This window comes from Microbacterium ginsengiterrae, assembly GCF_014205075.1.
Classification (GTDB): domain Bacteria; phylum Actinomycetota; class Actinomycetes; order Actinomycetales; family Microbacteriaceae; genus Microbacterium; species Microbacterium ginsengiterrae.
Window position 1 is genome coordinate 1,826,709 of record NZ_JACHMU010000001.1, and the last position, 14,231, is coordinate 1,840,939.

Annotated in this window: 16 protein-coding genes; 11 read left to right on the forward strand and 5 right to left on the reverse strand. The window is 70.5% G+C overall.

Annotation, left to right across the window (positions count from 1 at the left end; all coding sequences use genetic code 11):
• Window positions 1–33 precede the first annotated feature (33 nt).
• Window positions 34–663, forward strand: coding sequence for a TetR/AcrR family transcriptional regulator (locus HD600_RS09100; protein WP_184283128.1), 630 nt, complete (start codon window positions 34–36; stop codon window positions 661–663).
• Window positions 664–678: 15 nt separating this feature from the next.
• On the opposite strand, the gene HD600_RS09105 is transcribed toward HD600_RS09100, so the two are convergent.
• Together HD600_RS09105 and HD600_RS09110 are read right to left on the reverse strand one after the other, a co-directional pair.
• Window positions 679–1,662, reverse strand: coding sequence for an o-succinylbenzoate synthase (locus HD600_RS09105; protein WP_184283130.1), 984 nt, complete (start codon window positions 1,660–1,662; stop codon window positions 679–681).
• A gap of 59 nt (window positions 1,663–1,721) precedes the next feature.
• A complete protein-coding gene (locus HD600_RS09110) occupies window positions 1,722–2,735 on the reverse strand; it encodes a GNAT family N-acetyltransferase (protein ID WP_184283132.1) in 1,014 nt (337 codons plus the stop codon).
• Window positions 2,736–2,813: 78 nt separating this feature from the next.
• Between HD600_RS09110 and HD600_RS09115 the strand changes: the two genes are divergently transcribed.
• The 10 genes from HD600_RS09115 to HD600_RS09160 all read left to right on the forward strand — a co-directional run bounded on the left by HD600_RS09115 (window position 2,814) and on the right by HD600_RS09160 (window position 12,158).
• A complete protein-coding gene (locus HD600_RS09115; protein ID WP_144795179.1) occupies window positions 2,814–3,158 on the forward strand; it encodes a PadR family transcriptional regulator in 345 nt (114 codons plus the stop codon).
• Window positions 3,159–3,160: 2 nt separating this feature from the next.
• A complete protein-coding gene (locus HD600_RS09120; RefSeq protein ID WP_184283134.1) occupies window positions 3,161–4,153 on the forward strand; it encodes a permease prefix domain 1-containing protein in 993 nt (330 codons plus the stop codon).
• 9 nt (window positions 4,154–4,162) lie between these two features.
• Window positions 4,163–5,062 carry a 1,4-dihydroxy-2-naphthoyl-CoA synthase gene (locus HD600_RS09125; RefSeq protein ID WP_184283136.1) on the forward strand — a complete coding sequence of 300 codons (900 nt, stop codon included), beginning with the start codon at window positions 4,163–4,165 and terminating at the stop codon, window positions 5,060–5,062.
• Between the two features lie 174 nt (window positions 5,063–5,236).
• Window positions 5,237–6,370 (forward strand): AMP-binding protein, encoded by a 1,134-nt coding sequence (locus HD600_RS09130; protein WP_184283138.1) that lies wholly within the window; start codon window positions 5,237–5,239, stop codon window positions 6,368–6,370.
• 28 nt (window positions 6,371–6,398) lie between these two features.
• Window positions 6,399–7,190, forward strand: a complete 792-nt coding sequence (locus HD600_RS09135) for a methyltransferase domain-containing protein (RefSeq protein ID WP_184283139.1) — start codon at window positions 6,399–6,401, stop codon at window positions 7,188–7,190.
• A gap of 69 nt (window positions 7,191–7,259) precedes the next feature.
• A complete protein-coding gene (locus HD600_RS15195; protein WP_184283140.1) occupies window positions 7,260–8,471 on the forward strand; it encodes a histidine kinase in 1,212 nt (403 codons plus the stop codon).
• Window positions 8,468–9,103 (forward strand): response regulator, encoded by a 636-nt coding sequence (locus HD600_RS09145; RefSeq protein WP_144794898.1) that lies wholly within the window; start codon window positions 8,468–8,470, stop codon window positions 9,101–9,103. The genes HD600_RS15195 and HD600_RS09145 overlap by 4 nt, the downstream gene beginning before the upstream one ends.
• A 91-nt stretch (window positions 9,104–9,194) precedes the next feature.
• Window positions 9,195–9,956, forward strand: coding sequence for an ABC transporter ATP-binding protein (locus tag HD600_RS09150; protein WP_144794900.1), 762 nt, complete (start codon window positions 9,195–9,197; stop codon window positions 9,954–9,956).
• The gene (locus HD600_RS09155; protein WP_184283141.1) at window positions 9,953–11,413 is read left to right on the forward strand and encodes an ABC transporter permease; all 1,461 of its coding nucleotides are present in this window, start codon (window positions 9,953–9,955) and stop codon (window positions 11,411–11,413) included. The genes HD600_RS09150 and HD600_RS09155 overlap by 4 nt, the downstream gene beginning before the upstream one ends.
• Before the next feature lie 82 nt (window positions 11,414–11,495).
• Window positions 11,496–12,158 (forward strand): 2-phosphosulfolactate phosphatase, encoded by a 663-nt coding sequence (locus HD600_RS09160; protein WP_184283142.1) that lies wholly within the window; start codon window positions 11,496–11,498, stop codon window positions 12,156–12,158.
• A gap of 14 nt (window positions 12,159–12,172) precedes the next feature.
• Here HD600_RS09160 and HD600_RS09165 read toward each other — a convergent pair whose 3' ends face one another.
• From HD600_RS09165 to HD600_RS09175, 3 genes are all read right to left on the reverse strand, one after another.
• Window positions 12,173–12,661 carry a SprT-like domain-containing protein gene (locus HD600_RS09165; RefSeq protein WP_144794906.1) on the reverse strand — a complete coding sequence of 163 codons (489 nt, stop codon included), beginning with the start codon at window positions 12,659–12,661 and terminating at the stop codon, window positions 12,173–12,175.
• A 51-nt stretch (window positions 12,662–12,712) separates the two neighbouring features.
• The gene (locus HD600_RS09170) at window positions 12,713–13,240 is read right to left on the reverse strand and encodes a hypothetical protein (protein WP_184283143.1); all 528 of its coding nucleotides are present in this window, start codon (window positions 13,238–13,240) and stop codon (window positions 12,713–12,715) included.
• A 77-nt stretch (window positions 13,241–13,317) separates the two neighbouring features.
• Window positions 13,318–14,178 carry a fused MFS/spermidine synthase gene (locus HD600_RS09175; RefSeq protein ID WP_184283144.1) on the reverse strand — a complete coding sequence of 287 codons (861 nt, stop codon included), beginning with the start codon at window positions 14,176–14,178 and terminating at the stop codon, window positions 13,318–13,320.
• Between the last annotated feature and the right edge of the window lie 53 nt (window positions 14,179–14,231).

Here is a 14,231-nt window from a genome sequence, read left to right on the forward strand (position 1 = left end):
CACCGGATGTGAAGCTGGGAGGAGGAGGACGCGATGACGATTCCCGTGACGAGGCGGCGTGAGAACACGCGCGCCCGACTACTGGACGCGGCGGCCCAGGTGTTCGCCGAGGTCGGCCTGGACGGGGCCAGCGTCGAGGCGATCTGCGAGCGGGCCGGCTTCACGCGCGGAGCGTTCTACTCCAACTTCGAGTCGAAGGACGAACTGTTCCTCGAGCTCGCCTCCACGGTCGCGGAGGAGCGCCTCGCGTCGGTGCGCGGCCGTATCGGGGAGGTCGTCGCGGATGGGCAGATGGCCGCCGCCGACCCTGTCGCGCTCGTGCAGCGCGTGCTGGACTCCGGGCTCGACGACCGCCTCGACGTCCTGATGATGAGCGAGATCCGCATCCATGCCCTGCGGGACCAGGCGTTCGGGAAGGCGCTGCGCGCGCAGGACAGGGCGATGATCGCCAGCATCGAGGCGATCATCCAGGACATCGTCGATTCCGGCCTGTTCGCGCTGCGAGTCGACGTCCCCGTCGCCGCGCAGATGCTCATGGTGCAGTGGGAGGGGTGCATGGTCCGTGCCGCGCTCTCCGGCTACGACGGCGAGGAACTGCACCGCGCCGGCGCCGAGTCCCTCGGACAGCTCGTGGGGCTGATCATCGCCCCCGCCGGCTCCTGAGGTCGCTGCCCGGGGTCAGTGCTCGGATGCCGCGAGCAGCGCGTGGCAACGGGCGAGCCTGTCCAGCCACCACTGCGTGCGGTCGGCGGTCGCGGCGTGCCGCGCCAGGCGTGCGGGATCGGGCGTGACGCGCCCCACGGGAATCGCGCCGTCGACGGGGGAGAGTTCGGCGACATCCTCGACGAACAGCGCACCGGTGCCGAGGCCGCAGTCGTGGTCGAGCTCCGGGAGGGCTGCGGCGAGAGCCGCACCCTGGCTGAGTCCGACGGCGGTGTCGAGGGCACTGGACACGACGGCGGGTAGCCCTGCCTCGGCGACGATGTCCAGCGCGCGCCGGATGCCGCCGAGGGGCTGCGCCTTGATGATCACGAGGTCGGCGGCGCCGGCCCTCGCCACAGCGATGGGGTCCTCCGCCTTGCGGACGCTCTCGTCCGCCGCGATCGGAATGTCCATGTACTTCACGCGCCCGCGCAGCTCCGCCAGCTCATCGACGGTCGCACACGGCTGCTCCGCGTACTCGAGGTCGAACTCGGCCAGGGCATGAAGGGCGCGTTCGGCCTCGTCCACGTTCCACGCGGCGTTGGCATCGATGCGGATCCGTCCCTCCGGCCCCAGGGCCTCACGTGCCGCGCGAACGCGCGCGACGTCGTCCGCGAGGTGCTGGCCTGGCTCTGCGACCTTCACCTTGGCGGTGCGGCATCCGGGGAATCGGGCGAGGATCTCCGGCACCCTGGTCGCCGTGACGGACGGGATCGTCGCATTCACACGGATGCTGTCCCGCCGCGCCGCCGGCTGCGGGGTCCAGGCGTAGTCCACGGCGGCGCGCAGCCAGGCAGAGGCCTCGGCATCCCCGTACTCCACGAACGGCGAGAACTCGGCCCAGCCCTCCGGGCCCTCCAGGAGCAGCGCTTCGCGCATATCGACGCCGCGGAATCTCGTGGTCATCGGCAGCGCGACCACTCTGGCCGTCGACAGGAGGTCCTTCAGATCCGGCGTCATGCCCTCATTCTGCATCCGCGGGCCGCGAAACCCATGCGCGCCTCGTCGAACCGGGCAGGTCAGATCTTCTTCTGGAACTCGCCCATGTGCTCGGACGGCACGAAGCCGAGCCGACGATTGATGCGGAGCATGTGCTCGTTCACCCCGGCGTTGTACGTGTACACCGAGCGCACGCACGATGCCTGCTCCTGCAGCATCCGGAGGTTCGCGACCTTCACGGCCATGCCGAGGCGGTGTCCGCGCGCCTCCCGTCGCACGAGCGTCCCCCACTGGTACGCGTTCCCGTCGTCGCCCGACACGACCAACTGCGTGTAGGCGACCACGCGGCCCGACGCATCGACGGCGGCCGTCCCGAAGCTCCGACGGTTCTGCCGAGCGAGCAGGGCCTCGTCGGCTCGGACCGCGTCGACATCGACCGTGCCGGGTTCGAGGTCGAGATCGCCGACGGGCGCCTCGGTCTCCACGGCGGCGTCGAGTTCGGCCCATCCGTGGACGAGCGGCTGCGGGACGCTCCCGATCCAGGAGCGCAGCGCATATCCGGTCGAATGGGCCGCGGCATCGGCCGCGAGAGCGCCCAGCAGGTCGTCGTCGACGGGCAGTCGCAGGCGGCTCTGCACGTCACCGAGCGCCAGCGCGTAGCCGTGTCGCCGCGCGAACTCCCGGCCGGGGACTCCCGTTCCGTCGAGACCGGCGTCGTACGGCCAGGAGGCCGTCGAGGTGAGGATGTCGCGCCCGGCGGCGCCGGCCGCGGACTCGAGTGCGGCGAGCACCTCCGAGCCGGTACCGCGACGGCGCATGTCCGGCGCCACATGCACGCCGAGGGAGGCGGTGCGCAGATTGTCGCGGAGCGGAAGGGCGAGCCGGCCGCTGCCGACGACCACCCCGTCGCTGAGAGCGAGGTAGGCGCGGCGTTCGACGGTCCGACTGCGTTGCCGGAGCTCGTGGCGCGATTCGTTCCTCGTCCACACCGCGGTGTCCGCGCCACGATCGGCGCGTTCGGCGGCGGCGTAGATGTCCCACCAGCGATCGACCGCCTCGTCGTCGTACGCGTCGACCAGTGTGAGTTCGAGCATTCAGCCACCGTACTCCGGTGCTGTGTTCCAGCAACGTGTCATTGACAATGGTGTGTGACGCACGGTAATGTTCCGGACATGGACGAGATGCTCGAGACACACCTTCAGGAGCTGAGGCGCGGCACGGTCGTGCTTGCCTGCCTGCAGTTGCTCCGCACCCCGGGCTACGGCTACGGGCTGCTCGAGGAGCTGGAGCGTCGCGGCTTCGCCACGGATGCGAACACGCTCTACCCGCTGCTGCGGCGGCTCGAGAAGCAGGGGCATCTCACGAGCGAGTGGAACACCGACGAGGCGCGGCCCCGCAAGTTCTACCGCACGTCCTCGGTCGGCATCCGACTCGCCGACACCCTCACCACTGAGTGGGCATCGCTCACCGCGGCGATCGCGACCCTCACCACCGACACGTCTGAACAGGAGCACTGATCATGGCTGCAACATTCACCGAGCGCTACATCAGCGCCACCGTCGCGTCTCTCCCGCCGGCTCTCCAGGCCGACGTCCGCACCGAACTGCAGGCCTCGGTCGAGGACGCCGTCGAGACGCGCGTCGAGCAGGGGGAGGACAGGGCGGAGGCGGAGCGCGCCGTGCTCACCGATCTCGGCGACCCCGCCGCGCTCGCCGCAGGGTACGCCGACCGTCCTCTGCATCTCATCGGGCCGCGCTACTACCTCGCCTGGTGGCGTCTTTTGAAGCTGCTGGGGATCATGGTGCCGGTGGTGGCGATGGTCGGGGTCGCGATCGGGCAGGTGATCGCCGGTGGAGACATCGGGGAGGTCATCGGCGCGGCGGCCGTCGCGGGCGTCGGCGCCATCGTCCACGTCGCGTTCTGGGTCACGCTGGTGTTCTTCATCCTCGAACGGACCGGGAGCGACACGACCATCACGCAGTGGAACGTCGACATGCTCCCCGAGCCCTCCGAGCGCGGAGTCGGTCGGTCGGAGCTCATCGGAACGGTCGTCTTCCTGTTGCTCGGTGCGGGTGCCGTGCTCTGGGACCACTTCCGCGGATTCTTCCCGACCGGCGGTGAGCCGATCCCGGTCCTGCATCCCGATCTGTGGCCGTGGTGGATCACCGGGCTGTTCGCGCTCATGGGCGCGGAAGCGGTGCTCGCCGTCTACGTCTACGGGCGAGGGCGTTGGACCCGCACGGCCGCTGCGGTCAACACGGTGCTCGCCGTCCTGGTCGCGGTGCCGGCGGTGGTGCTGCTGGCGACCGGTCAGCTCGTCAACCCTGAGTTCCTCGCCGTCGTGAGCGCGGCCGGAGGAGAGGGGTTCGCCGCCGGAGACGCGCAGTCGGCGATGCAGGGCGGGACCTTCCGCATCCTCGCCGTGATCACCGGAGCCTTCATCATCGGCATCGCCGTGTGGGACGTCGTGGACGGCTGGCTCAAGACGCGTCGCGCCGACCGCGCGGCATAGGCTGGGGCCATGGTCTCCGAGCTGTTCGATCCGGCGGAATGGGTGCTCGCGCCCGGCGCCGATGCCTACACCGACATCACCGCGCATGTCTCGCACGACGGCGGAGTCGCGCGCATCGCGTTCGACCGACCGGAGGTGCGCAACGCGTTCCGGCCGCACACGGTCGACGAGCTGTACCGCGCGCTGGACATCGCCCGCCAGGATCCCAGGATCGGTGCCGTCCTCCTCACCGGGAACGGTCCGAGCGCGAAGGACGGCGGGTGGGCGTTCTGCTCCGGCGGCGACCAGCGGATCCGCGGGCGCGACGGGTACAAGTACTCCGACTCCGCGGACTCCGTCGGCGACCCCGCGCGGGCTGGGCGACTGCACATCCTCGAGGTGCAGCGACTGATCCGCTTCATGCCGAAGGTCGTCATCGCCGTGATCCCCGGCTGGGCGGCAGGTGGCGGGCACTCGCTGCACATCGTCTGCGACCTGTCGATCTCCTCCGCCGAGCACGGCAGGTTCAAGCAGACCGACGCCGACGTCGGCAGTTTCGACGCCGGCTACGGCTCGGCGTACATGGCGCGCCAGACCGGGCAGAAGATCGCCCGTGAGGTGTTCTTCCTCGCTGAGGAGTACTCGGCGCAGCGTGCGTATGAGATGGGGTCTGTCAACCGGGTCGTGCCGCACGCCGAGCTCGAGCGCGAGGCGTTGAAGATGGCGCGCACCGTGCTCACCAAGTCGCCCACGGCGATCCGCATGCTGAAGTTCGCGTTCAACGCCGTCGACGACGGAATGGTCGGGCAACAGGTGTTCGCCGGTGAGGCCACCCGCCTCGCCTACGGGACCGACGAAGCGGTCGAGGGGCGCGACTCCTTCCTCGAGAAGCGCGACCCCGACTGGTCCTCCTTCCCCTGGCACTATTGACGCGGCTCGGATCAATGCGAAGCGTTGATGCGAGCCGGGTCAACATTGAGCGAGCGCAGCGAGTCGAAATGCGCTGGGGGTAGGAGGCGTCAATGCGAAGCGTTGATGCGAGCCGGGTCAACATTGAGCGAGCGCAGCGAGTCGAAATGCGCTTGAGTTGAGAGGCATGAGCACATGACGAGGTTGATGTCGGTCACGGCGGATGACGCCGTTCAGCTGCAGCGTGATCTCCTCCGTGCCTTCGAGGGGGGTCCGGCGCTCGGCCTCGGCATGCTCGGCGATCAGCCGGAAGAGGTCGCCGACGGCACGGCCGTCGTGATCGGCACATCCGGGTCGACGGGAGTGCCCAAGCGCGTGGTGCTCAGCGCGGAGGCCCTGCGCGCGGGCGCCGATGCGACCGCGCGGCGGATCGGCACCGGCTCCTGGCTGCTCGCACTCCCGGCGGGTTACGTCGCCGGCCTCCAGGTCATCGTGCGCTCGATCTTCGCCGAAACGGATCCGGTGGTTCTCGGCGGACGGTTCTCCCCCGAGTCCTTCGCGCAGGCGACGCACGCCCTGCCCTCGTCCGCGCGCTTCACCGCGCTCGTTCCTGCGCAGATCGCGACCCTGATCGACGCCTCCGACGATCCGGACGTCCTCGCCGCCCTCCGCGCGTACGACGCGATCCTCGTCGGAGGGCAGGCGCTCCCGCAGCCGCTTCGCGACCGCGCGGCCGATCTCGGAGCCCGGCTCGTCCGCACCTACGGCTCCACCGAGACGAGCGGAGGCTGCGTGTACGACGGCCGCCCGCTCGAGACGGCGGCCGTCCGCACCGTCGACGGCGAACTGCAGATCGCCGGGCCCATGCTCGCCGACGGCTACCTCGGCGATCCCGCGCTCACCGATCGCACGTTCATCCGCGACGAGCACGGCATCCGCTGGTATCGCACGGGGGACCTCGGCATCGTCGAGGACGGCAGGGTCCAGGTGCAGGGCCGCGCGGACAACGTCATCGTCTCCGGCGGTATCAACATCTCCCTCGATCGGGTGGAACGCATCGTCCGCGGCATCCCCGGACTCACCGGCGCCGTCGTCGTCGCGGTTGAGGACGAGCGATGGGGCGAGTCCTCCGTGATCGTCGCCGCCCGAGGGCGGGCACTCCGCCGCAGCGAGACGGAACAGCTCGAACAGGCGAGAGCCGCCGTCGCCGCCGAGATCGGCAAGCACGCCAGACCGGCTCGCCTCATCCTCGTCGACGAGCTCGCGACCCTGCCGTCCGGAAAACCCGATCGGGAGGCGATCCGCCGCATCGCCTCCGTCCTGCGCTGACCGCCGCGCCACGAACCGAGAGGCGACCATGACCGTCTACACCCACGGACACCACGAATCGGTCCTCCGGTCGCACAGCAACCGCGGCATCGACAACTCGGCCGCGTATCTCCGACCGTTCCTCTCGCCCGACACGCGACTCCTCGACGTCGGGGCGGGGCCGGGGACCATCACCGTCGAATTCGCCGAGGTCGTCGCACACGTCACAGCGACCGAGATCGGCGATGCCGAACTCGCCCTCTCCCGCACTCGAGCGGAGGAAGCGGGCACGAAGAACATCGATTTCTCCATCGAGGACGTGCACGGGCTGAGCTTCCCCGATGGCGCCTTCGACGTCGTCCATGCGCACCAGGTGCTGCAGCACGTGGCAGACCCCGTCCAGGCGTTGCGCGAGATGCGCCGGGTCACACGGCCCGGTGGCGTCGTGGCCGCGCGCGATGCGGACTACGCCGGGTTCATCTGGTTCCCCCTGCTTCCGGAGCTCGACGACTGGGTGCGGCTCTACCGGGATGCGGCCCGTGCGAACGGTGGAGAGCCCGACGCCGGACGGCGGTTGCTGTCGTGGGCGAAGGCCGCGGGCTTCGAGGATGTCACGGCGACGGCATCCACCTGGTGCTACGCGACGCCCGAGGAGCGCGCGTGGTGGGGCGGGGTGTGGGCGGACCGCATCGTGGGATCTGCCCTCGCCCGTCAGCTCGTCGACGCGGGGATGGCAGAGCCGGCCGACCTGCGCCGCATCAGCGAGGGCTGGCGGCGGTGGGCGGATGCCGAGGACGGCTGGTTCCTGGTGCCGCACGGGGAGATCATCGCGCGCGCCTGATCGAGGCGGCGCGCAAGGATACATCTCCCGACGGATGCCGCGCCATGTGCGCTCGCGTAGCGTGAGAGAGTGATCCGCCCGCTCTCGCGCACCGCGCTCGTCCTCGACATCGTCGGCGCGTTCGTCCTCTTCGCGCTCACCGTGCCGGTGTCGTTGGCCTTCTACGCCCCGGGGAACCTCAGCCCCATCGTCTCGGACGCCGTGGGAATCGGCATCCTGTTCCTCGCCGGTACGCTGCAGTGCGGCGCGGTGGCTGTCGGTCGGCTCGCGCCCGGCATCTCCCTCGTGGTGGCCTGGGCAGGGGCGATCGCGCAGATGGCTGCCGGGCTCGGTCCTCTGCCCATCAACCTCGCGATCCTCGGTGTGCTGTACGCGACGGCAGCGTGGGGATCGACGAAGGTGTTCTGGGCCGGACTCGGATCGGCCTTCGTCGGCGGCGTCCTCGCGTCGGTGCAGATCTTCTTCGTGAACGGACTGGCGCCGGCGGGAAGCATCGTCAGCTCCATCGCGACGATCACGCTCGTCGCGGTGATGAGCATCCTGGCACTGGGGGCGCCGTGGCTCGGCGGCTTCGGATGGCGCATGGTGCTGCGGTGGCGTGCGACACGGGAGGCGCAGACCCTCGCCGAGGCGGCCACGGCGGAGGAGCAGGAGCGCGTGCGCATCGCCCGCGACATGCACGACATCGTCGCGCATTCGCTCGCCGTGATCATCGCGCAGTCCGACGGCGCGCGGTATGCGGCGGCATCCGACCCGGCGATCGCGACGGAAGCCCTCGGGACGGTGTCGCAGACGGCGCGTGCCGCGCTGTCGGACGTGCGGATGCTGCTCACGCAACTGCGTCACCGGCAGGGCGACGGGCCGCAGCCGACCATCGCCGACCTCGATCAGCTGTTCCAGCAGGTGCAGCAGGCCGGCCTCGAACCCCGCGTCACGGTCGATCCCACACCCCCGGGGGAGCCGCCGGCGGCGGTGCAGCTGGCGGTCTACCGCATCATGCAGGAGGCCCTCACGAACGCCATCCGCCACGGCGCGGGCGGGGTCGTCGACGTGCGGCTGTCCTGGTTGGCCGATCGCGTCGAGATCGAGGTGCGCAACGCGGTCACCGACGCTGACGCGCGCCCGTCCGGCGGGGGAGGGCACGGCATCGTCGGCATGCGTGAGCGGGCCCAGCTCATCGGGGGGACGCTGTGCGCCGAGCGCGAGGGCGTGGACTTCGTCGTGCGTGGCAGACTGCCCATCGGGAGCCCGGCAGAGGGCGCAACAGGAGGAGAAGAATGATCCGGGTGCTGCTGGTCGACGACCAGGCGCTGTTCCGAGCCGGCATCCGCATGCTGGTCTCGTCGCAGCCCGACATGGAGATCGTCGGCGAGGCGGGCAACGGGCAGGAGGCGCTCGCCGCGGTCGCCGCGCATCGCCCGGACGTCGTCCTCATGGACATCAGGATGCCGGTCATGGACGGCCTCACCGCGACGGCGGAGCTGCTCGCGCGCCCCGACGCCCCGAAGGTCGTGATGCTCACCACCTTCGACCTCGACGAAGCGGCCGCGCGTGCCATCCGCCAGGGGGCGAGCGGCTTCCTGCTGAAGGACGCCGAGCCCGAGTTCCTGCTCGCCGCGATCCGCACCGTGCACTCCGGATCCAGCGTGATCGCGGCATCAGCCACCCGCGAACTGTTCGCGCACTTCACACCTCAGACGCGCCCCGTGCCGCCGCAGTACTCCGCCCTCACCGACCGCGAGCAGGAGATCTTCGCGCTCGCCGCTCGTGGTCTGTCCAACGCGGAGATCGCCGGGCGTGAATATCTCAGCGAAGCGACCGTGAAGACGCACATCAGCCGCATCCTCACCAAGCTCGCCCTCCGCGACCGCGTGCAGCTGGTCGTGTTCGCGTTCGAGCACGGCCTGGCGTAGTCCCGCCCCGGGCGGGGATCATCCTTCCGATGTACGGGGATCGTGCTCCAGGGCGATGTGGGGCGGCATCCCCGATTCATAGCGTGAGGGTATGGAGATCACGACCAGCGACCTGGGGCTCGCCGCCCGCGTCCAGCACCTGACCAAGACCTACGGATCCGGTGAAGGATCCGTGAACGCGCTCGACGGCATCAGCGTCGGCATCCGCCGCGGACAGTTCACCGCGATCATGGGGCCCTCCGGCTCCGGCAAGTCCACACTCATGCACATCATGGCCGGGCTCGACAGTCCGACCGAGGGGCGGGCGTGGATCGGCGACACCGAGATCACCGGGCTCGGCGATCTCGACCTCACGTTGCTGCGCCGCCGCCGCGTCGGCTTCGTCTTCCAGGCCTTCAATCTCGTACCGACCCTCGATGCGATCGGCAACATCCTGTTGCCGTTCGAGCTCGACGGCCGGCGCCCCAGCGCGATCGAGAAGGCCCGCATCGACGGTCTCGTCGATCGCCTCGGGCTCGCGACCCGCCTGCACCACCGTCCGCACGAGCTCTCCGGAGGCCAGCAGCAGCGCGTGGCCATCGCGAGGGCCCTGGCCACCGCCCCCGACCTCGTCTTCGCGGATGAGCCCACGGGGAACCTCGACTCCCGCAGCGGCCGAGAGGTTCTGCAGCTTCTCGCGACCGCGAGCCGCGAGCACGGGCAGTCGATCGCGATGGTCACCCACGACGCGGTTGCCGCCAGCCACGCCGACCGGGTGCTCTATCTCGGCGACGGGCGCATCGTCGCCGACCACCCCAAGCAGAGCGCCGAACAGATCGCGGCCTACATGCTCGCCGCAGAGGTGACGGCATGAGTGCGGTCACCACCGTCGTCCCCGACACCACGGCCACCGGTCCCCGGTTCGGCTGGTTGCGCGACCGCGGCATGGGGGCGAGCATCCTCGTCGCCGTGCTCTCGTCGGCGTTCGGCGTCGTCCTCGTCGAGGCGACCGCCTACATCGGTCGGATGCTGCAGTCCGACCCGTACATCGGCGACAGCGAGACGCTCGCGGTCGTCGTCGCGATCCTCTCGGTGCTCCTCATCGGCGTCGCCCTCTACGTCGCCGCCATCGTCACCGCGAACACGTTCGCGACCATCGTCGCCGGGCGCAAGCGCCGCATCGCGCTCATGCGGCTGATCGGTGCGACCGCGCGCTCGCAGCGCTCTGAAGTCGCAGGCCACGGGTTCGTCGTCGGCGCGATCGGAGCGGTGATCGGTCTCGTCGGCGGGCTGCTCGTCTCCGCCGCGGGGATCGCCGTCGCCGAGCGCCTGATCGGCGTCGTGCCGGACGTCACCCTCGTGCAACCGGGGATCCTCGCGCCGGTCGTGGGCGTGGCGCTCACCACGTGGGCGGCTGCGTGGAGCGGCTCCCGCAGGGTGCTGACCGTGACGCCGCTGCAGGCCATCGGCGGCTCCGTCGAGCGGTCTCATGAGGATGCCGCCGCGCGGCCCGCCCGTCACGTCGGTGCGCTGCTGCTGATCATCCTCGGCACGGCGCTGCTGGGATTCGGCGTGCTCGTCGGACTCGTCACTCCGCTCGGCGTCATCATCGCGTTCGTCGGCGGGCTGCTGTCCTTCACCGGCATCTCGCTCGCCGCCGTGCGTGTGATGCCGCCACTGCTGCGGCTGGTCGGAGGCCTGTTCGGCCGCTCCGCGACCGCCCGACTCGCGGCGGAGAACGCGCTGCGATACCCGGAGCGCTCCAGCCGCATGGCGATCGGCGTCGTGATGGGCGTCACACTCGTGACGATGTTCGCCGTCGCGCTGGAGTCCGTCAAGGTGCTGCTGACGAAGGCCGCCGGTGGCGAGGTCGATCAGGACTTCGCGCTCGTCATGGACAGCTTCGCCGCCGTCATGATGGTGCTCGTCGGCATCTCGGCCGTCATCGCCGCGGTCGGCCTCGTGAACCTGCTGACGATCGGGGTCGTGCAGCGCCGGCGCGAGCTCGGACTGCTGCGCGCCGTCGGCTTGTCGAACCGGCAGGTGCGCCGGATGATCCTGCTCGAGGCGCTGCACATCACGGTGACGGCGACCGCCACGGGTCTCGTGCTCGGGGTCCTCTACGGCTGGATCGCCGCGCAGTCCCTGCTGGGCTCGGTGCGCATGCCGCCGTACTTCGAGGAGACCGCCGGCCTCGTCGCCCCCGCCGTCCCGCTGGTGCCGATCATCGTCATCGTCGCCGCGACCGCCGTCCTCACCGTCGTCGCCGCTGCGGCACCGACGCGGCTGGCGACGAGAGTCGCTCCGGTCGAGGCGCTCGCGGTCGACTGACCGTCGACGCCGCGGCGGTGAACGGCTGTCGCGCGGGGAAACGTTCGATCGTGACCCCGCGCGTCGGCCGTAGGCTGAAAGCATGCCGCAGCCGTTCGATCAGTCCACGTACCAGGTCCGTCTCGAGTGGGGCACGGCGGGACTCGCCCGTCTCGCACCGGCGGACATCGTCGTGGTCGTCGATGTGCTCCGGTTCTCCTCCACCGTCACGGATGCCGCGGCCACCGGCCGCGCGGTGGCCCTGGCGGACGCCCGCACCTGGTCGCGCAACGGGGCGGCCGTCGCCGCAGCCGCCGCGTCCGGGGATGCGACCGTGCTCGTCGGGTCGCTGCGCAACGCGGCCGCCGTCGCACGGGCCGTCCTGGAGATCCAGAACCGACGGCAGGCACGCACCTCGGTCGCGGTGATCGCGGCGGGGGAGCTCACCGACGACGGCGACCTCCGGTTCGCCGTGGAGGACCTCCTCGGCGCCGGCACGATCATCGCCGCGCTCAGCGACCTCGGTGCCGATCACACCTCGCCGGAGGCCGCCGCCGCCTGCGAATCGGCGCGCGGCCTGCGGCGGGCGATGCGGCATCTGCTCACGGCATCCGGATCGGGCAAGGAGATCGCCGCCGGAGTCGACGCGACCGCGCAGATCGAGGCCACGGGGCTCGTGCCGACCGCCCCGGCCGCCGCGGCAGAGGTGGATGCCACCGATGCGGTGCCGATCCTCGAGGGTGCCGCGTTCGTCCCGTTCGTCTGACGCGCAGCGGATGCCTAGCGGGGTGTCTGAGCGGCGAGTCGAGTGCTCGCGCTGATCTCGCGCCGCACCCACCGGAACTCGTACCGCGGATCGTACGTCTTCGAGCACTTCGCGCACGAGGTCGCGCGGGAGGGCCGACGATGCCGATAGGTCACGTGGCCGACCGGACACGTCCCGACCCACGGCGCGAGCTCCTCTGCGGTCTCGCCGTGATGGGTCGTGCCGCCGACGTACCCGATCTCGCGGGCGATCCGGCGCCAGGCCGGTCCGTGCGCTGCGCGATGGCCCGCCATCGCGTGCGCGACCTCGTGGAGCAGCACCTGATGGATCTCGTCATCCTCGAAGCGCGCGGCCAGATAGCGCGACACCGTGATCCGCTGCGTGCGGAAGTCGCATTGTCCTGCGCGGCGCTTGGCGTTGTCGAAGCCGAACGACCACGTCTCGTCGAGGTGCAGGCGGATCAGCGCCTCTGCCCAGACGCGTACACGATCGAGTTCCGCCATTCGTTCAGCGTAGAACACTCCGCCGACATCGCGACGGGTGAGCCTGCGTGCTCAGCCGGCGACGAGGTTGGACGTGCGCCGCTTCTCGACGGCCTCGATGGCCAGGAGGACGCTCTCCAGCTCCGAGTCGGACGCGCCGGTCTCTCGGCGCAGGAACAGAGACTGTTTGAAGCTCTCGCGGGCGATCTCGAAGTCACCGCCCTCGTAGGCGTTTCGTCCACGGTGATGGTGCGCGAACGCCGCGATACCGGCCCAGCCCTGGCCCTCGGCCTCGGTCGTGCAGGTCGCCAGCTCCTGGTCGGCGGCCGCGTAGGCGCCGCGGTACTGCAGGATCGTCGCATGCAGCACGCGTGACCGCAGGACGTCCTTGCGCGTTCCGGCCATGCGGGCCACCCGCACGGACTCGTCGGCGACGGTCAGCGCCTCGTCCAGGCGGTCGAGCACCTTCAGCAGCCACACCCGCTCGAGCAGGGCGGGCAGACTGCGCTGCCCCTCGATCTCCGCCAGTCTTTCGGCGCACTCGCTCTGATCGACCTGCTCGCGAAGAGTCTCTGAGTCGTAACCCTTGATGTAACCCATGCGCTCTCCTTCCGCCGCACACCCAGTCTGCCTCGGGCGGCAACAGTCGGGCGGTCGGCGCGCCCCGCATGACGATTTCAGCGGAGGAAGATCGACGCGTCCGGCTTCGGAGACGCCACCGCATCCGCGTCCGTGACGATCCGCGCACCCTGCGCGAACGCGACGACCTCGGCCCCCTGCGCGATCTTGGCCGGGTGTGGGCCGGCGGCCAGCATCCGGGGCAGCCACTCGGTGGGCAGGGGAGAAGGGGATGCGGCGATGACGAGGTTGCCGAATCGGCGGCCCTTGAGCACCTGCGTGTCAGCGAGGAGGGCGACCTCCGGCAGGACATGCGCGATCGTCGCGACCTGCCGACGCGCGAAGGCGAGGCCGGGGCCGTCGGCGACGTTGACCAGCAGCACGCCGGTCGGGGCCAGCAGGCCCGTGACCTCGCGGTAGAACTCGACGCTGGTGAGATGGGCGGGCGTCTGGGCGCCGGAGTACACGTCCGACACGACCAGGTCGCACGCGCCGACGAGGGCAGGCGGCAGCTTCTGCACGCCGGCGCGCGCATCCGCGATCCGCATCCTGATCGCCGCACCGCGGGGGAGGGGGAGGTGTTCGCGGACGAGCGCGGCGAGCGGCGCTTCCCATTCGATGACCTGCTGGTGCGAACCGGGGCGAGTGGCCTCGATGTAACGCGGGATCGTCAGTGCCCCCGCGCCCAGGTGCACAGCCGTCAACGGGCCGGCGCGCAGCTGATCGATCACGGCGCCCATGCGGACCACGTACTCGAAATGCAGGTGGGTGGGGTCCTCGAGGTCGACGTGCGACTGCGGCGTGCCGTCGACGACGAGTTCGAAGCCGGAGGTGAAGGAGGACGGCGAGATCGTCGCGATGCCGCCGTGATCGAGGCGGGCCTCGGGATGCGCCTCGTCCTTGGATCGGGTTCTGCCCACCCGCTGAGCCTACTTCGCCGCGTTGGCGGTGTGCACCGGAGGTCCGCGCTTTC